This window comes from Eubacterium multiforme (assembly GCF_030813415.1).
Classification (GTDB): domain Bacteria; phylum Bacillota; class Clostridia; order Clostridiales; family Clostridiaceae; genus Clostridium; species Clostridium multiforme.
Genome location: NZ_JAUSUF010000004.1, coordinates 133796 through 159901, shown reverse-complemented (window position 1 = coordinate 159901; position 26106 = coordinate 133796). Strand labels below are relative to the sequence as shown.

Below are 26106 nucleotides of genomic sequence, written 5' to 3'. Positions count from 1 at the left end.
TTTTTCGCCCCTTTATTTAACTTTAACATTTATTACTACTTATTAAAATATTTAATAACTTTTCATTAATTCCTTGAAATCCTATTTTCATATCTTTATTAGAATCATTATGAAAATCGCTTCCTCCAGTAACTAACAGCTTATATTTTTTACTTAAATTATTGAACAAATTCATTTGTTCTTTAGTATGACTTGGATGATAAACCTCAATGCCTCTTAATCCATAACATTTTAATTCTCTTATTATTTTTTCTACTGCCATACTCTTATATATCTTCCCCGGATGGGCAAGAACTGCAATACCATTAGAGTCAGTTATTACCTTTAAGGCCTCTTTATAACTTAGTTTTTCACCTTTTACATAGGCTGGTTTTCCTTTAAGTAAATATTTTAAAAATGCTGATTTATAATTTTTCTCATATCCCTTTTTTACAATTTCATTTGCAATATGAGCTCTTCCAACTGAAGAATTATCTTTTATAATTTCATCTATATTTAGAATTATATCTTCATTTTTAAGTTTTTCAACTATTGATTTCACTCTATTTATTCTTGCTTTTTTTACTTTATTTATTATTTCATTAAGATTTTTATTCTCTATATCAATGAAATACCCCAATATATGAATTTCAAACTCATCAATTTCACTGCTAAGTTCAATTCCTGGTATTACAACAGTATCATTATTGTCTTTCTTTGTAATATATTGTGAATCAATTGAATCATGATCTGTTATAGAAATATATTTTATTCCTTTTTTCTCAGCCTCTTTTAAAATTTGCTCTGGTGTTAAATTGCCATCAGAAAAGGTAGAATGTATATGTAAATCTGCATATTTCATAACTTTACACCTTCCTTACCTATATAATGACTATACCAATTTAATATTTTATAACTTAAGAGTTTTACATATATTTGCAAAAGAGAGTGGTAATACCACTCTCCCTTTTTATTCTTCTACTAATGTTTCATTATAATATGTTGAAACTCTTTCAAATTCCTCTTCTTCTGGAACTACTAATTCTTCGTTTTCTTCTGAAGCTCTAAATAAATATACAGATTCATCATCCATATTCTTAGCTAAAACATATTCATTTCCTTCGAATTCAAAAGCATCTATAATTGGGCATGATATAGTATTTCCTTCATCGTCTACTAAATCTACAACGAAATGTTCGTTATGGTCTTCTCCACATCCACATTCGCATTCATGATCATGTCCGTGATCGTGTCCACCACATCCACATTCGTGATTATCTTCGTGATTTCCACATCCGCATTTATTTAATTCTTTATCCATTTAAATTCCTCCCTATACTTAAGTTTCTTACTTAAACATTATATTCTATATTGTAACCTTATTTACTATAAAATAAAAGCAAAATTTAAAAGTTTTAAAGAAATGATTTTTTTTATTTCAAATATTAATTATAAATTATTAATTAAAATATTAATTTATAAACTAAAGCTCCTGCTATAGCTCCTACTATAGGTGCTACAACTGGTATCCATGCATATCCCCAATCTGAATTCCCCTTACCTGGTACAGGTAATATAAAATGTGCAAGTCTTGGTCCAAAATCTCTTATTGGGTTTATTGCATATCCTGTAGGTCCACCTAAACATAATCCAATTGCCCATATAAGAATACCTATTGCAAGAGGTTGTACCCCATCAACAAATGGATGTGCTGTAATTCCCATAATTCCAAAAACTAATAAAAATGTTCCTATAAATTCAGTAACAAAGTTCCATTTTGGATTTCTTATTTCTGGAGCTGTACAAAATACTCCAAGCTTAGTAGCTTTGTCTTCTGTTGCTTCAAAATGATTATAATAAGATAATAAAACAAGAGCTGCTCCTATAAAAGCTCCTATAAGTTGAGCTAAAATATACATTGGAACTTGATTCCATGGGAATCCTCCAGTAACTGCTAAAGCTATAGTAACTGCTGGATTAAAGTGTGCTCCACTTACACTTCCAAACATATATACTGGAATTGCAACTGCAAATGCCCATCCTGATGCTATAACCATCCATCCTGAATTAAATCCTTTAGATTTTTTAAGTACAACATTAGCTACAACACTATCACCTAATAAAACTAAAATTGCAGTTCCAATAAGTTCAGCCATAAAGTTTTGTAAATTCATATGTATTATTCCTCCTAAGTAAGTAATATGTCCTTATTAAAAGCCCCTTTAAAATTAATAAAGGGGCTTATTTTTAAATATATTTTTTTCTTAAAATTTAGAATGCAGCTTTAAATATGTTAACTATGTCTTTTTCATTTCCTTTTCTTGGATTTGAGAAAGCATTTCCATCCTTTAATGCCATTTCTGCCATATATTCAAAGTCTTCTTCCTTTATTCCCATATCTCTAAGTCTTGCTGGAATTCCAATATCAGTTGAAAGTCTAAACATTGCATCGATTGCTTTTTGTGCAGCATCCATAACTGATAATCCTTCTATATTTTCTCCCATAAATTCAGCTATATCTGCGAATTTTTGTGGGTTTGAAATTAAGTTGTACTTTTCTACGTGAGGAAGTAGCATAGCATTTGCAACTCCATGAGGCATATCATATAATCCACCTAATTGGTGAGCCATAGCATGTACATATCCTAAGTTAGCATTGTTAAATGCCATACCTGCTAATAATGAACCATATGCCATATTTTCTCTAGCTTCTAAGTTTTCTCCTAATGCAACTGCTTGTCTTAAGTTACTTGATATTAACTTAATTGCTTGTATAGCAGCAGCATCTGTTACAGGGTTAGCATCCTTTGATACGTAAGCTTCTACTGCATGAGTTAAAGCATCCATTCCTGTTGCAGCTGTAAGTCCAGCAGGCTTTTTAACCATTAGTAATGGGTCATTAATTGATACAAGTGGTAAGTTTCTCCAGCTTACTATAACAAATTTAACCTTAGTTTTTGTGTTTGTTATAACGCAGTGTCTTGTTACTTCACTTGCTGTTCCTGCTGTAGTATTAACTGCTACTATTGGAGGAAGTGCATTTGTTAATGTTTCTATTCCTGCATAGTCATAAAGATCTCCTTCATGAGTTGCTGCAATTCCTATTCCCTTACCACAGTCATGTGAGCTTCCGCCACCTACTGTAACTATCATGTCACAATTTTCATCTTTAAATATTTTTAATCCATCTTTTACATTTGTATCTTTTGGATTTGGTTCTACTCCATCATAGTAAGCAATTTCTATTCCTGCTTCTTGTAAGTATTTTGCAGTTAATTCTACTGCTCCACCTTCCATGCTTCTTAAAAATTTATCTGTAACTATTAGAGCTTTCTTTCCTCCTAATATCTTACATCTTTCTCCAACTACTGATATTGAGTTAGCTCCCATAAAATTAACACTTGGTACTAAATAATCGTACATTCTCATATTAACGTCCTCCTAAATAATGTTTTATATTTAATTAATTTCAAAAATATTTTTTTGAGTTTAATATTTAACTTTTTTTATTTATTAAAAGCATCTACTGCAGCTTGTGCAATGGCCATATCTTCTTCTACAGTTCCACCACTTACTCCAACTGCTCCTATAACTTGTCCATCAACCATTATTGGGAATCCTCCACCAAATGGTACTATTCTACAGTTATTAGTAAGTTGTAATCCATAAAGACTTTCTCCTGGCTTAACAACCTCTGCAACTTCATGGCTACCTTGTTTTAAACATGCTGCTGTAAAAGCTTTATTTATTGCTATATCAATACTTGTTATAAAAGCTTCTTCCATTCTGTGCATTAACATTAAGTTAGCACCCTTATCAACTGCTGCAAATACAACTGGAACATTCATTTCTAAAGCTTTCTTTTCTGCAGCCTTTGCCATTTCCTTTACCATTTCTAAACTTAATTCTTTTATTTCATTAAATTTTTTCATAATATTTTAAACCTCCCATTTATAATTTTTCTTCTTCAAATCTTGCCATTGCAAATAAAGCATCTGACAAACGATTTATATACATTCTAACTTCTTCTCTTATATTTTCTTCCCTAGCAAGAGTTGATACTCTTCTTTCAGCTCTTCTAACTACAGTTCTTGCTATATGAAGAATTGATGATGTTTCATTTTTACCTGGAATAACAAATTCATTTATTGGACCTGTTATTTCCATATATTTATCTGTTAATCCTTCTAAAACTTCTACATCCTCTTTACTTATTAAATCTTTTAAATATTCCATTCCTTTGCTATCACTTGCAAGTTCTGCTCCTAAAACAAATAATCTCTTTTGAATATTTTTAATTTCATCTTTTAAAGAATCAGAATTTAATTTAGAATAAGCAAGTCCCATAATTGAAACAACTTCATCTACAGTTCCATAAGCTTCTACTCTTAAACTGTCTTTATCAACTCTACTTCCACCAAATAAAGAAGTAGTTCCTTTATCTCCAGTTTGTGTGTAAATCTTATACATAACTATTTGCTCCTTAAAATTTATTTAAAGGCTATACCCTTAACTAATCTGCCTCCATTACAGCCTAAATCTCTTAAAATATTAGAATTATCATCTAAGTATGCAGTAAAAAGTGGTTTATTTTTAGGTAATTTATTAAAGGTTAAATTTATCTTTCCCTCTTTACTAATTCCTATACCTACTGCTAATTTAGATTTCATGGAAGCTAAATGGCTAAGTTCCTCTGAATCATTACAATCTATTTTTTTTACATCATAAGGTATTCCTTCTTCTTCTATACCCCATAATATCTCATCAAATTTAGATGTATCTTCTAACATAGATGAATAATATACGTATATACAAGGTATTTCATATTCATATCCTTTAACTACCATTGCCATAATAATTACTCCATTCCATTACAAGCTAATATAAGTCCAGTTGCAACAGCATTTCTTGGTCCTTCTGTTCCTCTAATGTTTCCACGACCAGCTACTACACCATATTGTGATAATGAGTCTGTAACTAATTGAGGTACTTCAAAATCTAATGAAGATCCTCCAACTAATACAACAAATTCAATATCTCTTATATTTCCTGTTGGTGAAACTATACTTAAAGCTCTTAAACAATTAGTTACAAAGACTTTTTCCTTTGCCCCTCTTCTTATACTTCTTATCTTTTCTATTGAAGTTTGTCCATCTATCGGTACAAGCATTCCATCTTTTATTATTACAACTTTAGCAAAAACTGATGGATCTAAAGGCTCTTTAAAAAATTCAACTGTTCCATCCTCATGTCTTATATGGAATAAACTTTCAACTTTAGCTAATGGATATTTTTTAATATCTTCTGCTAAATTAAAAGATTCAAGTCCAAGTTCAGATTTTATAAGCATAGTTACCATGTTACCAGCACCAGCTAAGTGAATTGATGATATTTTACCTTGCTTATTTATTATTGAAGCGTCAGTAGAACCTGCTCCCATATCAAGTATTGCAAGAGGTGTACTACTTCCTGGAGTTGTAAGTGCACCACGAATTGCCATGTCAGCTTCTACTCCACCAACTTCTACTGGAACTTTAAGTTCCTCCTCAAGCTTATCTGCTATCATTTGCATTTGAAGTTTATCTGCTTTAACCATAGCTGCAATTCCTACTGCATTTTCAAGAGAAAATTCTTCTGCAAGTCCACCTTTAACCTTTTGAGGAATAAAAGTATCAACAGCTAACAAATCTTGTATTTTTATGTCACTAATTTTTTGCTTAGTAAGATTTGCCATAACCTGTCTTACTCTTTCAAGCATTCCACCTGCATTAGTTCCAGCTTCTCCTTTAACGTCTTGTATTGGTACACATAATCTTACAGCATCCATTATTTTTTCTGCACCATGTTCAACGTCAACACTTTCTTTTCTCTTTAATCCATCTATATTAATACAACCAGCTGGGATTTTCTTTTCCTTTACATCTCCCTTTGGTGTTTTAATAACTACAGCTGATCTATTTCCAATAAGTGCTCTAGATATAGGTACTATCATCTTAGTTTCCTCTGATGATAAGTTAAATACTGTTGCTATTCCATAAGGATTTGCTAAATTTTCAACTACATCTCCCTGTGCTGCAACTTCTACTGCTGCTTTCATTCCTAGAGGAACTTTTTCTAAAAGCATAACTTCATCAACTATTGGAATCTTTATATCTAATCTATTATTTATAAGTACTCCATCATCTCTTTGAACTATTGCTGCTGTAATTTTAATTCCTCTTCTTGTAGCATGATTTATTCTAGCTGCTGCCTCTAAAAAATTAACTCTACTTAATATAAGTGGTATAAAAGCTTCATCCTCTTCTAAATCTTCACTATTTATATTTTCTAAATCTTCTATATATATAGTTTTTCCAGTTCCAATTCCTATTCCACCAGGAGTTTGTGGATTATGACCTATCATAGTAGATTCAGTTATTATTGTTTCTGTTATAGTTTCCATTGCAACATCACCAATAACTGGTGCAGCTTCATTTATTCTAACTAAATCTAAATCCTTAAGTTCTAAAGATACTTTTTTAAGTGCTTGTTTTAATGAATCAAAAACACCTTCTATATTTTCTTCAGTACCTTTTATTCCTGTTGTAGGAACTATACCACTTGAAATAAATTCAATTTCTTTGTTATTGTTAACTCTTGATAATGCTACTTCCGTAGTAGCATTACCAATATCAACACCTGCAATTATTTTCATATTGTCCTCCCAAAATTCGGGTAAATTAATCTTGTTTTAACTTATTTCTTTTTTCGTATATTTCAACTGCTTCTCTTACGAAATCTGCATTAACCTTTGCATCATATACATTTTCAAGTTCATCTGCTATAGCTAAAAGTTCTTCTTTAGTTGAACGGAAAGGTCTTAGTGCATTATATATTTCAAGTATTCTATCATCTGGAACTCTTATAAGTTCTGCTGCTCTTCTAAAGTTTCTAGCAATAGCTTCTCTATTCATTCCTTCAGCTATTTGAGCTTGCATCTCTAAAGTTTCAGGTGATATTCTAACGTCTTCTGGTTTAATATCTCCACTTAAAATATTTTCTAAAGTTATATCCTTAAAATTCTTTCCTGTTGGTGTTTTTATATCATCAGATCTTTTTATTGCTAAAGGATAATCCTTAGGGCTCATTTTTTGTTCCATAACTTCTTCTCCTTACAAATTAGAATTTAACTTCTATTTCTATTGGTTTTGCGCCAACTTCTACGTGCTTAGTTTCTTTTATGTGGAATAATGCTGCTATTGCCATAAATTTAGGTCTAACCATTTGATCGTTCTTTGTTGGAACTGGAGTTGGTGATTCTCCCTTTGCATATTTAGCTGCATTTTTTCCTATTAATCTATATGTTTCTAATGTTAATAGTGGTGCTTGTGGAAATAGTTCTAAATTGTTTAATGGAAGTAAATCCTTTTGATGTATTACTGTTGTTCCCTTTGATTGAATTCCTATTCCAATTCCTGATCCACTAAGTTTTGCTGCATCATTTGCTATGAAAGAAACATCTGAAGTTCTTACTATTCTAACAACTCTTGCATGTAATCCTTCTTCTTCTATTCCTGCTATAATTTCTCTTAAAATATCAGGATGTTTTACATTTACTAATGTTTTATGTTGAAATTTTTCAAATGCTGGTGCAAGTCCAATTACAACCTCATCTGCTCTTGTTCCAACCTTTGCTTCTCCTACTTCTTTAAGAGTAAGTTCTGGCATAACAAATTTATTTGCTGTATTATCCATTATTTTCACCTCTTCTAAGCCTTATTCAATATCTTCTGGTTTAATTACGTTAGGAATATCTTTAATTTCTTCCCATCTTTCTTTGCTAAGTCTATATCCAGTTCCTGGTCCTTTATAATCATTTATATCGTTAACTGCACTTATAACATCAAAGTCTTTATCAAGAATTGCTGATGTTTGAAGATAATCTCCAGTAACTCTTTGTTTAAGCATGTTTAATATGTTGTTTGCAACATCATCAAATCCATTTACACTTAATGCTTTAACAATATCTAATCCTGATACTCTCTTTTTAAGCATTTCTTCTGCTGCCTTTAAGTCTTCAACTACATTTCTTTCTGGCATATCCTTACTTCCATGTGCATAAGTTGCAGCTTCTACTTCTTCATCAGTTATTTTAGGGAATCCTAATTCTCTAAATACTGCTTGTATAGCTTTTGCAGCTTTATTTCTAATTGCTATTGTTTCATCTTCTGATACTGGTCTTAGACCTCCATCTACCATTAAGTCTCTTTGTAAAACATTGTAGTCATCAAAGTCTTCAGCATCAAAGTTTGAACCTGCAAACATGTTATCATAATTTGGAACTGCACTATATCCTGAGAATATAAAATCTGTTCCTGGAAGCATTTGCATTAATGTTCTTGCTGTTCTTCTTATATCTGAGTGTGAGAATGTTTGGTCATTAGCTGATGCAACTTCTAAATCAAGCATTGCAGCTATTAAATTTTCTCCAAGTACTGCTCTTATTCCTGATGGAACAGCTCCTGTCATACCAATACAGCTAACAGCTCCATTTTGAAGTCCTTGAACTCCAGCTCCCTTTGTTATGAATATACATCTTGACTCTAGGTAAAGCATTGACTTTCCTTCTGCATATCCCATTAATGCTTCTGAACCTGTTCCTGATGTATATCTCATCTTAAGTCCTCTTGAAGCATAAGCTGATGCTAAAAATGCTTTTGACCATGGAGTATCATCTCCATCTGTAAATACTGATTCAGTACCATATACTGAAACTGTTTCTGCATAACTTGTAAGTCCTCTCATTCCAAGGTCAAGTTCTGTAGCTTCTTCAACTGAACATTGTGTTAATACTCCACCTCTTCCAACTTGTGATCCTATAAGGATTGAAAGTGCATTAAAAGGTGCATATCTAACTATACCTACTGTAGTTTCTTGTTCTGAGAAACCTCTAATTGCAGCTTCTGCCGCATCTGCTGCAATTTGTACTGGATTATCCTTAAGATTTGTTACGTGGCATTGATTTGATGGAGTTTTTCTAGCTCTCATCTTTTGAAGAGCCATCATCATTTCAACAACATTCATATGTGTCATAACTTCTACTGCCTTTGCAGGAGTTATTGCTGTTGTTATCTTTATAATTTCATCTCTACTTACATTTATATCTACTAACTTCTTTGCTATTTCAACAGAATCTAACTTCATAGCCTCTTCTGCATTATTTAAATTTATTGCATAATCTGCTATAAATTTATCTATCATATCAAAGTCTTCTCTTTTTTTACTATCTAGTTCTACTACAACACCATTTTCTATTTTTATAGATGATTTTGGATCATTAGGACTTTCTAATGCAATTAATCCCTCTTCTGGCCATTCACCAATTAAACCATCTTGATTTACAGGACGCTTTGCTAAAACCTCGAATCTTTTTGATTTCATCTTAAGTTTCCTCCCTTAAAATAATTCTTATTATTTATTGTTTTTAATTACTATTTTGATTGTTATTTTTTTATCTATGTATACATTTTAATCTAAAGTCTTTCTAAATCCATTAAAAATTATTGTCTTTCTCTATAACTATATTGCTTAATTTTTATCATAGAAAATAATATTTTTTTAACTTAATTAAGTTAAAATATAAAATTTTAGTCATATATTTAATTTTTAGACTATTAAGTATAAAAAAATGTGAAATTATTGTTCTTTTTCTCATTTTCAAGACAACAATTTCACATTTATAATTATTTTTTATATATTGAATAAAAAAATACTCCTAAAACAAAATATATTTTTGTCAAAGGAGTGTTATTTTTCTGTTATTCATTTTTTTCTCTATACTTTTTTGGAGTAATTCCCTCTATATTTTTAAATACCCTTATAAAATACCCACAATCTTCAAAACCTAAATCTATAGCTATATTTAAAATAGGTATTTCTGTATTTTTTAATAACTTTTTAGCATATTGAATCTTTTTATTTTTTAAATATTGACTAAAATTAACTCCAACCTCTCTTTTAAATAGTTTACTAAAGTAACATGAACTTAAATTACATATATCTGCTATAGTATTTAAGTTAATATTTTCCTTAAAATTTTCATCTATATACTTTAGTGCCTTCTCAATTGGTCTATTATCTTCTATGTATTCTTCAAAAATGACTTCTTTATCCATTTTTTCGTTATCATCGTTAATTTTATAATTAACAATAATATTTCTGATTATATTAATTATTTCTCTTGGTTTTACTGGTTTTAAAATATAATCATTAACCCCTAACACCAATGCTTTTCTAACAAGTTCAAAATCATCATGGGCTGTTACCATTATTATTATTCTATCTTTATTATTTCCCTTTATTATTTCAGCAGCTTTACAACCATCAAATCCTGGCATTTTTACATCCATAATTATTAAATCTGGATTATACTTTTTATCAAGTTCTATTGCCTCTCTCCCGTTACAAGCCTCTGCTATTATATTAACTTCTTTTAAATCCTTTAAAATAACATTTAGAGCTTTTCTTTCTAACTCCTCATCGTCAACAATCATTATATTAAACATGCAATTTCTCCTTTAAGTCATAAGCTCTTATCTTGCAAAAATAATTTTAACTAATGTACCTTCTCTCACCTTACTTTGAATTTCTATATTATAATCTTCTCCATAATAGTGAGCCATTCTTTTATTAACATTATTTATACCGATTTTATCTAAATCATTATCATATTTATATTTTAAATCTTCTCTTATTTCATTTAGCTTATCCCTTGTTATTCCTGTTCCATTATCTTTAATGCACAAAATTAAGCTATCTTCAGTTTCTTCTGAATATATTTCTACTTTTCCTCCATCTTCCTTTGACTCCAATCCATGAACTATGGCATTTTCCACAAAGGTTTGTATACTCATAAAAGGAATTTTTCTCTCTTTTAAATCATCACAAATATCAATTTTGTATTCCAATCTTTCTCCAAACCTAACCTTTTGTAAACTTAAATAAGATTCTATATAATCCATTTCTTCTTCAATTGGAAGAATCTTATCTACTTTTTTTAGTGTATATCTAAGCATATTAGATAAATCATATATTACCTCTTGAGTTTTTGGTGCTTCTTCTATTATAGCAAGTGAAGATATACTATTTAATACATTAAATAAAAAATGAGGATTAATTTGAGATTGAAGTGCCTTTAACCTACAAGCTTCAAACTCCTTTTCAAGCTCTGCCTTTTCTTTTTTAGCTTCTATAAATTTAATATTTTTCTCATTTAATTCATTTTGAGCCATTTTAAGAACAGCTTCCTCTACTATGTAATTACTTATATGAAACATCATGTTTGCTATGGATTTTATTCTATCAAATTCAACTATAGGTAATTTTTTATAAGCTTGTATTAGCTCTTCATTTTCCTCATCCTTTAAGTCAAATTTTATATTTTCTCTAGTTACAATATCTTCAAGTTCTATATTTTCTTCCTTAGGTAATATTTGACCTGCCATAACTGATCCTAAATATTGTCCATTTACTATTATAGGAGTTGCAAAATCAATTAATCCTTTGTGGCATCTATAAATATAAGGCTTTTCTAATCTTGCAGCTTCTAAACCTCCTCTAGAATCACACTTTTCACAAAGCTCAGCATATTTACTCTTTTTTCTCATAAGAGTACAAAACTCACTACATTTGCTATGTTTTGTTTCTGGCTTTCCTTTATAATCAACTGTTATAATAGAAACTCCTGTTGCCTCTGCAATATCGTCTTGTATTTTTTGAAATACATCTATATCTATTACATCATTTAAATATAAAATTCTTCTAGGCATATTTATCTCCTTATTTATTATTTCAAAATAAAATATTTAATTTTTTTAAATATTTAATCTAATTATACTTTGCACACTCTATAAAAATCAACATTAGTTTTTTTAATATAGATTAAAAAGAAAAAAACTCAGATGAGTAATCTCATCTGAGTTTTAATATATTTAATGAACTATATTATTTTCCAGCTAATTTTTTGTAGCCTTCTAATCTTTCCATAGCATCATTATAAGTCTTTTCAAATAAAGCATCTGCAGCTTCTGGGAATGCCTTAGCAAGTGAAGCATATCTAACTTCTCCCATTAAGAATTCCTTAAAGTCAGCTGTTGGTTCTTTTGAATCTAAGACAAATGGGTTCTTTTCAGTTCCCTTTAATTGTGGATTGTATCTGTACATTCCCCAATATCCGCAGTCAACTGCTTTCTTAGCTTCTAATTGGCTGTTACCCATTCCTATTCTTATACCATGGTTGATACATGGAGCATAAGCGATTATTAATGATGGACCTGGATAAGCTTCAGCTTCTGCTATAGCTTTAAGAGTTTGGTTCTTATCTGCTCCCATTGAAATTTGTGCAACATATACATATCCGTAAGTCATTGCTATCATTCCAAGGTCTTTCTTCTTAGTCTTCTTACCTGAAGCAGCAAATTTAGCTATTGCAGCTGTTGGAGTTGCCTTTGATGATTGACCACCAGTATTTGAGTAAACTTCTGTATCAAATACAAATATGTTTACATCTTCTCCTGATGCAAGTACGTGATCTACTCCACCGAATCCGATATCGTATGACCATCCGTCTCCACCAAATATCCATTGTGATGGTTTTACTAAGAAGTCTTTTTCTTTTAATATTTCTTTTGCAATGTTGTTATCTAAACCTTCTAAAGCAGCTACTACTCTATCTGCTCTATCTCTAGTTCCTTCTCCAAGTTCAACATTTTCAACCCAAGCTTTAAGAGCTTCTTTAGCTTCTCCTTCTTCTAATGAAACAATAGCTTCATTAGCTTTGTCAACTAATCTTTCTCTTATAGCTTTTGCTCCTAAGAACATACCTAATCCGAATTCAGCATTATCTTCAAATAATGAGTTAGCCCAAGCTGGTCCAAATCCTTTATGATTAGTTGTGTATGGAGTTGAAGGAGCTGATCCTCCCCAAATTGATGAACATCCAGTAGCGTTAGCTATCATCATTCTGTCTCCGAATAATTGAGTTATAAGCTTAGCATATGGAGTTTCTCCACATCCAGCACAAGCTCCTGAGAACTCAAATAATGGTTGTTCGAATTGGCTACCCTTAACTGTGTTTTTGTTCATTGGGTTTTTCTTAGCTGAAACTTCATGAGTTACATAATCCCAGTTAGCAATTTCTGCTTCTTGAGTGTGAGCTGGCTTCATAACTAAAGCCTTTCCTGGTGCTGGACAAACTTGAGCACAGTTTCCACATCCAGTACAATCAAGTGGGCTTATTGACATTGAGTAGCTCATTGGCTCTTCAGTCTTTAATGCTCTAGCAGCAACTAATTTTAATCCTTCTGGAGCATTGTTCTTTTCTTCTTCATTTAATAAGAATGGTCTTATTACAGCATGTGGACATACATATGCACATTGGTTACATTGAATACATTTATCCTTATCCCATTCTGGTACATTTATAGCTATTCCTCTCTTTTCGAAAGCAGCTGTTCCTTGTTCAAAAGTACCATCTTCCATTCCATCAAATGCTGATACTGGAAGGTCAAATCCTTCTTGTCTGTTCATTGGTTCAACAATCTTAGTAACGAATTCAGGTTTTTGTCTTCCTTCTACCTTAGCTTCGTCCTTAGCTGTTTTCCATGTTTCTGGAACATTTATTTCAACTATTGATTCTATTCCCTTATCGATAGCAGCGTTGTTCATATCAACAACTTTTTGTCCCTTCTTACCGTATGAAGTTACAACTGCTTCTTTTAAGTACTTAACAGCATCTTCTACTGGAATAATGCTAGCTAATTTAAAGAATGCTGATTGCATTATCATGTTGATTCTTCCACCAAGTCCGATATCTTGAGCTATCTTAACAGCATTTAAAGTGTAGAACTTAATGTTGTTTTCAGCTATATATCTCTTGTATGAAGCTGGTAAATGTTCTTCTACTTCTTCTGGGCTCCAGATAGTATTTAATAAGAATGTACCATTCTTCTTTAATCCTTCTAAAACATTGTATTTATATACATATGATTGGTTGTGACAAGCAACGAAATCAGCCTTGTTTATTAAGTAAGGTGATTTGATTGGTCTCTTACCAAATCTTAAGTGTGATACTGTTATACCACCTGATTTTTTAGAGTCATATGAGAAATATCCTTGGGCATACATATCTGTATGGTCTCCGATAATTTTGATAGCACTCTTGTTAGCACCAACAGTACCATCTGATCCAAGTCCCCAGAACTTACAAGCTGTAGTTCCTTCTGGAGTTGCATCTATATCTTCATGAACTTCTAATGAAGTGTTAGTTACGTCATCAACTATTCCTATAGTAAATCCGTTCTTTGGTTCATCTTTAGCTAAGTTTTCATATACAGCAGCAATATGACCTGGGTTTGGATCCTTTGATCCTAGTCCATATCTTCCACCGATAATTACAGGAGCATTCTTGTCTCCATTAAATGCACTCATAACATCTAAGTATAATGGTTCTCCATTGCTTCCTGGTTCTTTAGTTTTATCTAAAACAACTATCTTCTTAACTGTAGCTGGAATAGCTTTCTTTAATCTTTCAACATCAAATGGTCTGTAAAGTCTTACTTTAACAACACCAACTTTTTGTCCGTTTGCATTTAAGTAATCAACTGTTTCTTCACATACATCTGTGCATGATCCCATAGCAACGATAACTCTATCTGCATCTTTTGCACCATAGTAATCGAAGCAGTGGTATTCTCTTCCTGTTAATTTTGTGATTTCAGCCATGTATCCTTCAACAATGTCTGGTACAGCATTGTAGAATTTGTTTACAGCTTCTCTTTCTTGGAAGTAGATATCTGGATTTTGAGCAGTTCCTCTAGTTACTGGGTGACTTGGGTTTAATGCTCTATCTCTGAATGCTTGTAAAGCTTCCATATCAACTAATGGTTTTAAATCTTCTTGATCTAAAACTTCAATCTTTTGTATTTCGTGTGAAGTTCTGAATCCATCAAAGAAGTTACAGAATGGAATTCTTGACTTAATAGCTGCTAAATGAGCTACAGCTGATAAATCCATTACTTCTTGAACTGATCCTTCTGCAAGCATTGCAAATCCAGTTTGTCTTGCAGCCATAACGTCTTGGTGATCTCCAAAGATGTTTAATGCTGAAGTAGCTAATGATCTAGCTGATACGTGGAATACTCCTGGAAGTAATTCCCCTGCAATTTTGTACATGTTAGGAATCATTAATAATAATCCTTGTGATGCAGTATAAGTTGTTGTTAATGCACCAGCTTGTAATGATCCATGAACTGCTCCAGCAGCTCCTCCTTCTGATTGCATTTCCATAATCTTAACTGTTTGACCGAATATATTTTTTCTTCCTTGTGCTGCCCATTCATCAACATGTTCAGCCATTGGTGATGATGGTGTTATAGGATAGATCGCTGTAACTTCTGTAAATGCGTAAGATATATGAGCTGCAGCAGTGTTACCATCCATAGTTTTCATTTTTCTCATCGCGTGACCCCTCTTTCTATTATAAAAACTAAAAATATAAATTTTTAAATTTTATTAATCATAAAAAACCTGAGAAAGTTTTCTATGTTCTATATATAAAATAAAATTATATCCTCATGAAAAACATAAAATACAATTTTATTTAATACCTAAAATTTATAAGATATCTTGTTAATAGTTTATTTATAAATAAATACTTTTATTAACAAAAAAGCCGTCTCTTTTATTATATAACACAATTTTAAATTTGCAAGTTGTTAACTTTAATTAATATATATAAATTTTTTATTTGTTATTATGCATTTTATGCTAGTTAATTTTTCCTTTGAATGCTACTTTTTATCACATTTATAATTTCTTTAACACCGTCATTCATCTTACTTTCATTCATATTTTTAATCAATTGTTGTTTACTTTCTTTTAACATTTTTATTCCTTTTAAAATTCCGTCATTTTCAAGTTCTTCTTCTTGCATTACAAGTGAAAACCCTTCCTTTTTAAAGGAGTTTGCATTTAAAATCTGATCTCCTCTACTTGCATTTTTTGAAAGTGGAATTAGTAAAGTTGGCTTTTTTAGTGCTAGGAATTCAAAGATAGAGTTAGCACCTGCCCTTGAAATTATATAATCAGCTGCATGCATTAGATGAGTAAGTTCATCACTTACATACTCAAATTGTTTGTATCCATCAATATTTTGCAAACTTTCATCTAAATTACCCTTCCCACAGATATGGATAATATTATTACTTTTCAGAATATTATATATATTCTTTCTTATGGCGTCATTAATTACTTTAGACCCCAAACTTCCCCCCATGATAAGAATTACATCCTTATCATCATTAAAGCCACATATTTCTTTTCCTTTAAGTTTTGAACCAGTTAAAATTTCCTTTCTAATAGGACTTCCTGTCAAAACTCCCTTATTGTTTTTAACAAACTGTAAACTTTCCCTAAATGTAACACATAGTTTACTACAAAAAGGAGAAGCTAGCTTATTTGCAAGACCTGGAGTAATATCTGATTCATGAGAAACTACAGGTATCTTTTTCATTGATGCTGCTATAACAACTGGAACTGTTACAAAACCACCTTTAGAAAATATAACATCTGGCTTTTCCTTTGATAATATTCTTTTTGCTTCATGAATCCCCTTTAAAACCTTAAATGGATCTGTAAAATTCTTTATATCAAAATATCTTCTTAATTTTCCTGATGATATTCCATAATAAGGAATGTTATTGCTTGTTATAATTTCTTTTTCTATTCCATCTTTACTTCCTATGTATTTTATTTCAAATCCATCTTCTTTTAATGAAGGAACTAATGCTAAGTTAGGAGTAACATGACCTGCTGTTCCCCCTCCAGTCATTATTATTTTATATTTGCTCAAAAATATCCTCTCCTTAATATTTCTATTTAACTTTTTCATATCATACATTTTTATAATATATACTTTATTTTAAATTACAACCTCTTTTTAATTACAATCTAAAACTTTTTAAAGATAGTTGTATATTTTGCTTTCCATTAAACTCATTAATCTCAGGATAATAAAGTATGTCCATATTAAAATTACAATATCCTCTATCCTGTAAATTCATAAATTCTTCTTCTCCATATTTTTCAGAAAATAATTCTTTAAAATAATCATATTTATTAAAATTAACTCCATCTATAGTTTTGCCATCTTTCATTTGAAGTTTAAATCTTAAAAAGTTCTTTTCTTTACCCATAAATATAACTCTTTTTACAAGTACATCTTTAACTGCAAATAAAGGGCTTCCATTTCCCTTTCCAAAAGGTTTCATTTCATTTAATTTATTAACTAAATCAAAATCAATATATTCTAAAGATAGCTTTGCATCTATAATTACTTTTGGAATTACATCCTCATCAGTTAATGTGCAGTTATCATTTAGAGCTTTCCTTAATAAAGGTATGTTTTCTTCCTTCATTGAAAGTCCAGCTGCCATAGGATGACCTCCAAACTTCTCCATAAGATTTTTGCACTTTGATAACTCAAAAAACATATTATATTCTTCAATGGATCTTCCAGAACCCTTTGGCATTTCGCTTCCTTTAGTCATAACTATAGTTGGTAAATTATATTTTTCCCTTACACGACCTGCAACTATACCTGCAATACTTTCATGAATATCTTCCTGATATACTAAAATAACTTTTTCATTAGGCTTTAAAGTACTTTCTACCTTTTCTATTACTTTTTCAGTGCTATCCATTGTTAACTCTTGTCTTTTTTCATTAAGCTCATTTAATCTAATTGCAAGTTCTTTAGCTTTTTCTTCATCTTCTGTAATTAAAAGTTCTACTGATATATCTGCAATCTCAAGTCTTCCAGTTGCATTAATACATGGTCCTAGTACAAAGCCAAAATGATATTCGGATATTTTCTTATCTTTTAAATTTTTAACATTTATAAGTTCTTTTAATCCTTTAGTTTTTGTATTATTTATAAGTTCTAAACCCTTTTTTACTATTATTCTATTTTCATCTAATAGTTCAACTACATCACAAACAGTTGCAATAGCAGCATATTCTAACAAATTTAGACTTTCTTCATTGTTAATATTAAATTCTTTATATAAACCTTGAATAAATTTAAAGGCAACTCCTGCACCACAAAGACTTTTAAATGGATATTTGCAGTCTTCTCTTTTAGGATTTATAACTGCATCCCCTTTAGGAAATGCCTTTTTTCTTACACCCTCTTCTTCAATATAAGGAATATCATGATGATCAGTTATTATAACAGTAAGTCCAAGACTTTTTGCATACTCTACTTCCTCAAACGCTGATATTCCGTTATCACAGGTTAAAAGTATTTCTGCTCCTTCTTCTTTTAAAATCTTTATTCTCTCTGAATTCATACCATATCCTTCACTTTCCCTATTTGGAATATGATACTCAAAATTAGCATTAAGTCTTTTTAATCCTTTATATAAAATAGCAGTACTACAAACCCCATCACAATCGTAGTCCCCATATATAACTATCTTCTTCCCCTTTTCAATTGCATCTTTTATGATATCTACACCAAGTTTTAAATCTTTCATTAAAAAACTATCATGCATATCAGCTACTGTGCCCTTTAGAAAAAGAGAAGCAGACTTTTTATCAGAAATTCCTCTGTTTGCTAACAATCTTAATATAAGACTATTTTCATCCATATCTTTAGCTAAACTTTGAAACTCATCTTTTTTATTTCTTACAAGCCACTTCTCTTTCATTTAATTCACCCTTCTATTTACTTTTTTATCATATAGTATAGCATTCCATCTCTAACATCTATTTCTTTTGTAGGATTTAATTCTTTAACTATTGTATATGCAAATTCTAAAGCTGTTGCAGGACCTCTACTTGTTATTATATTATTACTTACAACAACTGCATCTTCTTTATAGTTTGCACCTTTAAGTTCCTCTTCAAAACCTGGATATGAAGTTATATCTTCTCCTTCTATAACTCCTGCCTTTGCAAGAACAATAGGTGCTGCACATATTGCTCCTACCTTCTTATTATTTTTAATAAGTTCTTGTATTAATTTTATAACTTTTTTATTATCTCTTAAATTTGTAGCCCCTGGCATTCCTCCTGGTAAAACTACCATATCTACATCTTTAATGTCATCTATTAAAATGTCTGAACTAACCTTTATATTATGAGCTCCTAACACTTCTTTTCTGTTAATTGAAACTAAATCACAATGTATTTCTGCTCTTCTTAAAACATCCACCACTGTTAATGCCTCAATTTCTTCAAAGCCCTCTGCTAATAATACTGCAACTTTTTTCATAAAATCTCTTCCTTTCTAATTATATTGTACATCACTTACTTCATCATCTAATGAAACCATCATTAAGTCAGTACCTCTACCAGCTCTATTTTGAAGTTTAATAGTAGTAACTTTAACTTTTTCTATATTTTTCTTTAATGATGTCAATATAAACATTTTATCACTTTCAGATGTTATTGCTATTTCATTTTCATTATTTTTTTCTATATATTTTCCATAAATAACTTCATCATCTTCTTTTAGACTTATTCCAGTAACTCCTGAAGCTACTTTTCCCATTGGATTTATATTAGAAGCTAAAAAGCGGATTCCCATTCCCTTTTTAGTTATTATTACTATTTCGCCACTATTTATTTCATTTAATTCTACTGATATTATTTTATCATCTTTAAATTTTAATTTGTAATATTGAGTTAATGCAAAATCATTAGAAAATTCCTTTAAAATTGTTTTCTTTATTAAACCACTTTTAGTAATTACATATACTGCTAAATTTTCTTCATAATTTTTTAAAGATGTAATTTTTATTATTTTCTCATCTTTCATTAATCCATCAACAATATTTTCTATTTTAATATCATTTTTAATTACACCTTCTAATAAGAATGCTTTTATTTTAATTACATTTCCCTTATCAGTAAATAATAAAATATCACTTAATGTATCTGTATGAGTTTTTAAATCATCATTTTTAGAAACTCTTGAAAACGCCTTTAAAGTATTTTTAGCTGTTGCCCCAAGGGCAAATTCCTTATATTCTAAATTATCTACATACTCACACTCTGTAATTTCATCCATATCTGTTATAGTAAATAATTGTGTACCCATTATATTTCTTGGAGTATCTAAAATTTCTGGTATTTCTAAATTAAATTCTAAACCTAACTTTGTTTTTATTTTTAGGAAATCTTTATTTTCATCTTGGTTTAATAATATAACATTTATTACTTTTTCATTATCCTTTAGTTTTATAGCCTGTATTCTACTATATGAAGTTTTAAATTTATCTAAAGAACTCTTCTTAATTATTCCTTTATCTGTAATGAATTGAAGATACTTATTAGGGTGTAGAGTTGTTACTGACATAACATTAATAATATTTTCTTCATCTAAGTTTAATGTTTTAATTAATGTATCTATTCTTTCCCCTTTGTCCTTCCATTTACCTTCTGGAATATTTATTCCCTTTAACTGATACATATTTCCTTTATCAGTGAAAATTAAAATATTATCTCTAGTATTTGATTCAAATAGGAATTTAAGAGAATCTCCTTCTCTATATTCAATGGCATTAGCATCTTGGTTTGATCTAACATAATTTTTAGTTGGAATTCTCTTTATAAATCCATCATTTGATAATGTAACCATAACATCTTCAACAACTATAAGTTCTTCAATATCAATCTTAGCTTCACTATCATCTTCTATTATGCTTGTTCTTCTAGGATTTCTATACTTTTCAGTTACTTCTGAAAGTTCTTTTTTAATTACCTTTAAAAGCTCTTTTTCCTGTGATAATATTTTTTCTAAAGCTTTAATTTGCTTTTTAAGTTCATTGTATTCTTTTTGGAATACTTTAATTTCAAGACCTGTAAGTCTATAAAGCATAAGCTCTAGAATTGCACCTGCTTGAATTTCTGTAAATCCAAAGTTACTAATTAAATTATCTGATGCATCTTTTTTTGATTTTGATGCTCTAATTGTTTTTATAACATCATCCATAATATCTATTGCTTTTATAAAGCCTTCAACAATATGGAATCTTTTCTTTGCAATTTCAAGTTCTCTCTTTGTTCTTCTAGTTACTATATCCTTTTGATGATTAACATAGTGCATTATTATAGTTTTAAGTCCCATAGTCTCTGGCTTACCATCTGCTAATGCTACCATATTAAAACTTAAGTTACATTGAAGTTCTGTTTTCTTAAATAAATATTTTAAAACTTTTTCTACCTCTTTATTATTGCAAGATTTTTTAAATTCAATAACAGCTCTTATTCCATTTCTATCTGATTCATCCCTTATATCTGTTATTCCTTCTAAAACTTTTGCATGTCTTTTATCTGCTGTCATCTCTGATATAGTTTGAAGAAGTTTTGATTTATTTCTTCTATAAGGGAATTCAGTAATTACAATTCCAAGCCTTCCATTTTCTAAAGTTTCTATATTAGTTTTAGCTCTATAAGAAACCTTTCCTTCTCCAAATTCATAAGCAGACTTTAAGGAGTTTTTTCCTATAAGAACTCCCCCTGTTGGAAGGTCTGGTCCTTTTATATATTCCATTAATCCTTCTGTAGTTATTTCTGGATTATCAATATATGCTAAAACTCCCTCTGTAACCTCTCCTAAATTATGAGGTGGTATATTAGTTGCAAGACCAACTGCAATACCAAAGGTTCCATTTACTAAAAGATTTGGATATCTACTTGGAAGTACTGTAGGTTCCATTTCACTATCTGAATAGTTAGGTACCATATCAACAGTATCTTTATCAATATCTCTAATCATTTCCATAGCAATTGGAGCAAGTCTTGCCTCTGTATATCTCATTGCTGCTGCTCCATCACCATCCATAGAACCCCAGTTTCCGTGTCCATCTATAAGAGGTTCTCTAGTTGAAAACTTTTGGGCTAAAATTACCATAGCATCATAAACTGATGTATCACCATGTGGGTGAAATTTACCTAAAATATCTCCAACTATTCTTGCTGATTTATAATAAGGCCTATCTGGAAAAGCTTTTAAAAGATAGGCTCCATAAAGTATTCTTCTATGAACTGGTTTTAATCCATCTCTTACATCTGGAAGTGCCCTATCCTTTGCAACTTCAATTGCATAAGGAAGATAATTATCTGGCATTGCTTCCTCTAGTGGAACTCTTATTATATTTTTATCCACTGGTATATTATTAACTTTCTTCGCCATAACCTTAATTACTCCATTCTTATCTTTTTAAAATTCTCCGTATTTATACATATATTTTCTTCTAGGTTCAACAATGTCTCCCATAAGAAGGGATACCATCTTTTCTGCCTTTGCTGCATCTTCTATTGTAACTTGAAGTAATGTTCTACTTTCTGGATTTAAAGTAGTATCCCATAATTGATCTGGATTCATCTCTCCAAGTCCCTTATATCTTTGTATTAATGCACCTTTTCCTATTTTTTTCTTAACTTCTTCTAATTGTTCATCACTATATGCATAATTACTTATTTCTTTTCCCTTAACCTTTTTATAAACTTTATAAAGAGGTGGCTGTGCTAAATATAAATGTCCATTTGCTATAAGAGGTCTCATATATCTATAAATGTAAGTCATCCATAAAGTTCTTATATGATAACCATCTACGTCAGCATCACTCATTATTATTATTTTATTGTATTTTAAATCTTCTTCACTATAATTATCTAAAGTTCCTGTACCAACTGCTGTATTAAATATTTTAAGTTCCTCTGAAGCTAGTACATTTTCAAGTTTTTGCTTCTCAGTATTCATTATTTTACCCTTTGAAGGCATTATACTTTGAAATCTTCTATCTCTTGCCTGCTTTACTGAACCACCAGCTGAATCTCCCTCAACTACAATAAATTCATTGTAGCTTCTATCTCTTCCAGTACAAACTGCTACCTTTCCTGCAAGTGGCGCTGCACCTTTTCCTATCTTTTTCTTTTCAGCTTCATTTATCTTTTTTATTTTTTCTCTTCTTTGTGCTGCAGATAAGGCATTATTTATAATCTTACTTGCTAAATCTTTATTATCTTCTATCCATTCTGAAAGTTTAGTATATGCAAGTTCATTCATCATAGTGTAAGCTTCATTATTTCCAAGCTTAGTTTTTGTTTGTCCTTCAAAAACAGGATTTGAAATTCTAATTCTAACTATTGCAGTCATTCCTTCTCTTAAGTCATCACCTTCAAATTCCTTATCCTTTTCTTTTACAAGTCCAAGTTTTCTTGACCATTCCTTAAAGGCTCTTGTCATTCCTGTTTTAAATCCAGTTTCATGAGTTCCAGCTTCTGTTGTTGGAATATTATTTACATAACTTGCAATATTATCAGTAGTTGAATCTGTAAATTGCATACAAACTTCACCAATCATTGTAACTCCTGATAATTCCTTTTCTCCATCAAATAAAATAGGATCTTTATGTAAAGGTATTTTACTTTCATTTAAATATTCTATAAAGTCTAAAAGACCTCTCTCTGAATAATATTCCTTTTTAACCTCTTCTTCTTTTCTATTATCAATAAGTTCAAGTCTCATTCCTTTATTTTGGAATGCTAACTCTTGAAGTCTTTCATCTATAATATCAAATTTAAATTCAGTTGTTGAAAATATTTCTTTATCAGGAAGAAATGTTACTTTAGTTCCTGTCTCTTTAGATTTTCCTACTACTTCAAGGGGAGTTACAGGAGTTCCTGGCATATTCTTTTTAAGTTCTTTATCATAGGCATATTCAAATCTTTGTCTATAAGTTTTACCATTTTGGTTAACATAAACTTCTACCCACTTTGATAAAGCATTTACAACAGCTGCTCCAACTCCATGAAGTCCTCCAGAAGTTTTATAATTTTTATTATTAAACTTTCCTCCTGTGTGAAGTTCTGTATATACCATCTCTACTCCACTTTTTTTCTTTATAGGGTGAATTCCTGTTGGAATACCTCTTCCATCATCAATTATTGTTACACTTTTATCCTTATTTAATATAACAGTAGCCTTTGTACCATACCCATTTGAAATTTCATCAATTGAGTTATCAAGAATTTCCCAAACACAATGGTGTAGGCCCTTACTTCCTGTAGAACCTATGTACATACCAGGTCTTATTCTTACCGGTTCTAATTTTTCTAAGGATGTTAAATCCGTAACATTATATGATGCATTACTTTCTTTTACCATTTTTACCTCCACCTTAAGCATTTTTGTTATAAATATCTATTAATTTATTAATTGTTTCTTCTCTATCTTTGTTTATTATTTTCTCACAAAAATTATTTATTTTAAAACTATTAGAATATAATGGATCATAATATTTAACCATAAGCTCTTCACAAACAGTTTTATAATCACCCTTTTCTAAAAGAGTTTTATATTCTTCTACTCTATCACTATTTAAATATCTTTTAAGGTTTTCTATACAAGTAATTAGTTCTTTAACACTATCCTTACCTTTTATGTATTCTTTTATTAATATTTTGCTTCTATTTTCAATAGAATCTTCAATATAAATATTAATTCCTTTATTCATAGAGTCAAAAATATATCCTGGAATTATTATATTCCCTATTCTTTTACTTTCTCCTTCTACAAATACAACATTACTTTTTCTATTTTTAAGTTCTTCAAAAATTTTAGTTTCAAACTTTTTTTGACTATTAGCATTTCCAAGGGATACACTTCCTAAAAGAGAACCTCTATGATTTGCAGCTCCTTCTAAATCTAGTATATCAAAACCTCTTTCTTTTAAAGTTTTTAAATATTCAGTTTTTCCAATACCTGTTTTTCCATGTAAAACTATATATTTAACATCTTTATTTACCTTTTCAAGATTTTCATTTATATATTTTCTGTAAGCTTTATAACCACCTCTTAATTTATAAACTCTAAGACCTAGAGAATATAAAAGAGAATGTAAACTTCCACTTCTCATTCCACCCCTTGCGCAAAAGAGAACTATTTTTTTATTTTTTGGATCATACATATCTTGTATTCTATCAAATATTTCTGGAAGCCTTTTAGAAATAAACTCTATTCCTTTACTTTTAGCTTTCTCAACACTTTCTTTTACATATAATGTTCCAACAATTTCTCTTTCATCATCTAAAAGTACTGGTATATTTATAGCACCTTCTATAGTTGCTTCATTAAATTCCTTTGGCGTTCTAACATCAATTAAAATGCAATCTTTATCTTTTTCTATTTCTTCATATTCTACTATATTAAACATATTTAAGACCTCTATATAATTTATTAACCATTCTATTCTATCACATTTTATCAAAATTAAAAAAGAAAAAAATCGTACATATGTTTGTACGATTTTTTTCTAACTATTTTTTATAGTAATATTTATACTACTTTTTTAAAACTTCTAAAACTTTATCATAGTCAGGTTGATCACTAATATCCTTACAATATTCTACATAGATTACTTTATTGTTTTCATCTACAACAAATACTGCTCTAGCTAAGAAACCAACTTCTTCTATATATACTCCGTAATTTCCTCCAAAACTTCTGTCTTTATAATCTGATAAAGTAATTACATTATCTACATCTTCAGCTCCACACCATCTTGCTTGTGCAAATGGTAAATCAACTGAAATTACATATATAGTTGTATCTCCAAGCTTTGTAGCTTCCTTATTAAATCTTTTAACTTCCATATCACATACTGGTGTATCTAATGATGGTACTGTTAAAAATACTCTCTTACCTTCTGTATCCTTTAATGTAACTGGTTTTAATTCAGTATTATATACAACAAAGTCTGGAGCATCTTCTCCAACTCTTACTTCGCTTCCTCTAATTGTTACCTTTTCACCATTCATTGTAATCATAATATTCACTCCTTAAATTTAAAATATATTTATTAACGATAATTATTTTCTATTACTAATATTTATCTTTTGATAATTATATTTTATACTTTTTAAAATTATTTTCAATAGATTATATTTGAACATTTTATTAACTTACTATTATAGTATCCAAATTAATTATAATTAATTTATTTTTTAGATCATATTTTAAATTAATATTATTTTTCAATTAAATTTTAAAATACAATTATTATTTGAATTACAAAAAAG

21 protein-coding genes are annotated in these 26106 nt (G+C 29.9%); all 21 read right to left on the bottom strand.

The features are described 5' to 3' along the window. Positions 1-22 precede the first annotated feature (22 nt). The 21 genes from J2S18_RS08115 to tpx all read right to left on the bottom strand — a co-directional run bounded on the left by J2S18_RS08115 (position 23) and on the right by tpx (position 25857). The gene (locus J2S18_RS08115; RefSeq protein WP_307485524.1) at positions 23-841 is read right to left on the bottom strand and encodes a PHP domain-containing protein; all 819 of its coding nucleotides are present in this window, start codon (positions 839-841) and stop codon (positions 23-25) included. Positions 842-949: 108 nt separating this feature from the next. Beyond that, positions 950-1300, bottom strand: coding sequence for a DUF1292 domain-containing protein (locus J2S18_RS08110; protein WP_307485522.1), 351 nt, complete (start codon positions 1298-1300; stop codon positions 950-952). A gap of 142 nt (positions 1301-1442) precedes the next feature. Then, positions 1443-2153, bottom strand: a complete 711-nt coding sequence (locus J2S18_RS08105; RefSeq protein WP_307485520.1) for an MIP/aquaporin family protein — start codon at positions 2151-2153, stop codon at positions 1443-1445. A gap of 97 nt (positions 2154-2250) precedes the next feature. Further along, the gene (gene dhaT, locus J2S18_RS08100; RefSeq protein ID WP_307485518.1) at positions 2251-3408 is read right to left on the bottom strand and encodes a 1,3-propanediol dehydrogenase; all 1158 of its coding nucleotides are present in this window, start codon (positions 3406-3408) and stop codon (positions 2251-2253) included. 77 nt (positions 3409-3485) lie between these two features. Next, the gene (locus J2S18_RS08095; protein WP_307485515.1) at positions 3486-3911 is read right to left on the bottom strand and encodes a GlcG/HbpS family heme-binding protein; all 426 of its coding nucleotides are present in this window, start codon (positions 3909-3911) and stop codon (positions 3486-3488) included. A 19-nt stretch (positions 3912-3930) separates the two neighbouring features. Next, positions 3931-4449 (bottom strand): cob(I)yrinic acid a,c-diamide adenosyltransferase, encoded by a 519-nt coding sequence (locus J2S18_RS08090; protein ID WP_209796176.1) that lies wholly within the window; start codon positions 4447-4449, stop codon positions 3931-3933. 20 nt (positions 4450-4469) lie between these two features. Beyond that, positions 4470-4832: a glycerol dehydratase reactivase beta/small subunit family protein gene (locus J2S18_RS08085; RefSeq protein ID WP_307485511.1), complete on the bottom strand. Its 363-nt coding sequence runs from the start codon at positions 4830-4832 to the stop codon at positions 4470-4472. Between the two features lie 5 nt (positions 4833-4837). Next, the gene (locus tag J2S18_RS08080; protein ID WP_307485508.1) at positions 4838-6673 is read right to left on the bottom strand and encodes a diol dehydratase reactivase subunit alpha; all 1836 of its coding nucleotides are present in this window, start codon (positions 6671-6673) and stop codon (positions 4838-4840) included. Positions 6674-6698: 25 nt separating this feature from the next. Beyond that, positions 6699-7118: a diol dehydratase small subunit gene (locus tag J2S18_RS08075; RefSeq protein ID WP_307485505.1), complete on the bottom strand. Its 420-nt coding sequence runs from the start codon at positions 7116-7118 to the stop codon at positions 6699-6701. 19 nt (positions 7119-7137) lie between these two features. Continuing rightward, complete coding sequence (locus tag J2S18_RS08070) at positions 7138-7713, bottom strand: propanediol/glycerol family dehydratase medium subunit (protein WP_307485502.1); 576 nt, start codon at positions 7711-7713, stop codon at positions 7138-7140. A 21-nt stretch (positions 7714-7734) separates the two neighbouring features. After that, on the bottom strand, positions 7735-9399 hold the full coding sequence (locus tag J2S18_RS08065) for a propanediol/glycerol family dehydratase large subunit (protein ID WP_307485500.1): 1665 nt from the start codon (positions 9397-9399) through the stop codon (positions 7735-7737). Positions 9400-9776: 377 nt separating this feature from the next. Continuing rightward, positions 9777-10523: a response regulator gene (locus tag J2S18_RS08060; RefSeq protein ID WP_307485497.1), complete on the bottom strand. Its 747-nt coding sequence runs from the start codon at positions 10521-10523 to the stop codon at positions 9777-9779. Positions 10524-10550: 27 nt separating this feature from the next. After that, positions 10551-11786, bottom strand: coding sequence for a sensor histidine kinase (locus tag J2S18_RS08055; protein ID WP_307485494.1), 1236 nt, complete (start codon positions 11784-11786; stop codon positions 10551-10553). Between the two features lie 175 nt (positions 11787-11961). After that, a complete protein-coding gene (gene nifJ, locus J2S18_RS08050) occupies positions 11962-15474 on the bottom strand; it encodes a pyruvate:ferredoxin (flavodoxin) oxidoreductase (RefSeq protein WP_307485491.1) in 3513 nt (1170 codons plus the stop codon). A 313-nt stretch (positions 15475-15787) separates the two neighbouring features. Beyond that, a complete protein-coding gene (gene murG, locus J2S18_RS08045) occupies positions 15788-16867 on the bottom strand; it encodes an undecaprenyldiphospho-muramoylpentapeptide beta-N-acetylglucosaminyltransferase (RefSeq protein WP_307485489.1) in 1080 nt (359 codons plus the stop codon). 91 nt (positions 16868-16958) lie between these two features. Continuing rightward, entirely contained in the window at positions 16959-18725 is a 1767-nt protein-coding gene (gene recJ / locus J2S18_RS08040) for a single-stranded-DNA-specific exonuclease RecJ (RefSeq protein WP_307485487.1), read from the bottom strand. A gap of 17 nt (positions 18726-18742) precedes the next feature. Further along, positions 18743-19291 carry a DJ-1 family glyoxalase III gene (locus tag J2S18_RS08035; RefSeq protein WP_307485485.1) on the bottom strand — a complete coding sequence of 183 codons (549 nt, stop codon included), beginning with the start codon at positions 19289-19291 and terminating at the stop codon, positions 18743-18745. 15 nt (positions 19292-19306) lie between these two features. Beyond that, a complete protein-coding gene (locus J2S18_RS08030) occupies positions 19307-22216 on the bottom strand; it encodes a DNA topoisomerase IV subunit A (RefSeq protein ID WP_307485483.1) in 2910 nt (969 codons plus the stop codon). Between the two features lie 27 nt (positions 22217-22243). Further along, positions 22244-24193 (bottom strand): DNA gyrase/topoisomerase IV subunit B, encoded by a 1950-nt coding sequence (locus tag J2S18_RS08025; RefSeq protein WP_307485480.1) that lies wholly within the window; start codon positions 24191-24193, stop codon positions 22244-22246. Positions 24194-24206: 13 nt separating this feature from the next. Beyond that, positions 24207-25241 (bottom strand): tRNA 2-selenouridine(34) synthase MnmH, encoded by a 1035-nt coding sequence (gene mnmH, locus J2S18_RS08020; protein WP_307485476.1) that lies wholly within the window; start codon positions 25239-25241, stop codon positions 24207-24209. A 127-nt stretch (positions 25242-25368) separates the two neighbouring features. Then, positions 25369-25857 carry a thiol peroxidase gene (gene tpx / locus J2S18_RS08015; protein WP_307485630.1) on the bottom strand — a complete coding sequence of 163 codons (489 nt, stop codon included), beginning with the start codon at positions 25855-25857 and terminating at the stop codon, positions 25369-25371. Positions 25858-26106 lie beyond the last annotated feature (249 nt).

Excerpts from the sequence above, each read along its gene's own strand:
- J2S18_RS08115 (WP_307485524.1), bottom strand. The coding sequence starts at position 841 with ATGAAATATGCAGATTTACATATACATTCTACCTTTTCTGATGGCAAT.
- J2S18_RS08110 (WP_307485522.1), bottom strand. The coding sequence starts at position 1,300 with ATGGATAAAGAATTAAATAAATGCGGATGTGGAAATCACGAAGATAAT.
- J2S18_RS08105 (WP_307485520.1), bottom strand. The coding sequence starts at position 2,153 with ATGAATTTACAAAACTTTATGGCTGAACTTATTGGAACTGCAATTTTA.
- dhaT (WP_307485518.1), bottom strand. The coding sequence starts at position 3,408 with ATGAGAATGTACGATTATTTAGTACCAAGTGTTAATTTTATGGGAGCT.
- J2S18_RS08095 (WP_307485515.1), bottom strand. The coding sequence starts at position 3,911 with ATGAAAAAATTTAATGAAATAAAAGAATTAAGTTTAGAAATGGTAAAG.
- J2S18_RS08090 (WP_209796176.1), bottom strand. The coding sequence starts at position 4,449 with ATGTATAAGATTTACACACAAACTGGAGATAAAGGAACTACTTCTTTA.
- J2S18_RS08085 (WP_307485511.1), bottom strand. The coding sequence starts at position 4,832 with ATGGCAATGGTAGTTAAAGGATATGAATATGAAATACCTTGTATATAC.
- J2S18_RS08080 (WP_307485508.1), bottom strand. The coding sequence starts at position 6,673 with ATGAAAATAATTGCAGGTGTTGATATTGGTAATGCTACTACGGAAGTA.
- J2S18_RS08075 (WP_307485505.1), bottom strand. The coding sequence starts at position 7,118 with ATGGAACAAAAAATGAGCCCTAAGGATTATCCTTTAGCAATAAAAAGA.
- J2S18_RS08070 (WP_307485502.1), bottom strand. The coding sequence starts at position 7,713 with ATGGATAATACAGCAAATAAATTTGTTATGCCAGAACTTACTCTTAAA.
- J2S18_RS08065 (WP_307485500.1), bottom strand. The coding sequence starts at position 9,399 with ATGAAATCAAAAAGATTCGAGGTTTTAGCAAAGCGTCCTGTAAATCAA.
- J2S18_RS08060 (WP_307485497.1), bottom strand. The coding sequence starts at position 10,523 with ATGTTTAATATAATGATTGTTGACGATGAGGAGTTAGAAAGAAAAGCT.
- J2S18_RS08055 (WP_307485494.1), bottom strand. The coding sequence starts at position 11,786 with ATGCCTAGAAGAATTTTATATTTAAATGATGTAATAGATATAGATGTA.
- nifJ (WP_307485491.1), bottom strand. The coding sequence starts at position 15,474 with ATGAGAAAAATGAAAACTATGGATGGTAACACTGCTGCAGCTCATATA.
- recJ (WP_307485487.1), bottom strand. The coding sequence starts at position 18,725 with ATGAAAGAGAAGTGGCTTGTAAGAAATAAAAAAGATGAGTTTCAAAGT.
- J2S18_RS08035 (WP_307485485.1), bottom strand. The coding sequence starts at position 19,291 with ATGAAAAAAGTTGCAGTATTATTAGCAGAGGGCTTTGAAGAAATTGAG.
- J2S18_RS08030 (WP_307485483.1), bottom strand. The coding sequence starts at position 22,216 with ATGGCGAAGAAAGTTAATAATATACCAGTGGATAAAAATATAATAAGA.
- J2S18_RS08025 (WP_307485480.1), bottom strand. The coding sequence starts at position 24,193 with ATGGTAAAAGAAAGTAATGCATCATATAATGTTACGGATTTAACATCC.
- mnmH (WP_307485476.1), bottom strand. The coding sequence starts at position 25,241 with ATGTTTAATATAGTAGAATATGAAGAAATAGAAAAAGATAAAGATTGC.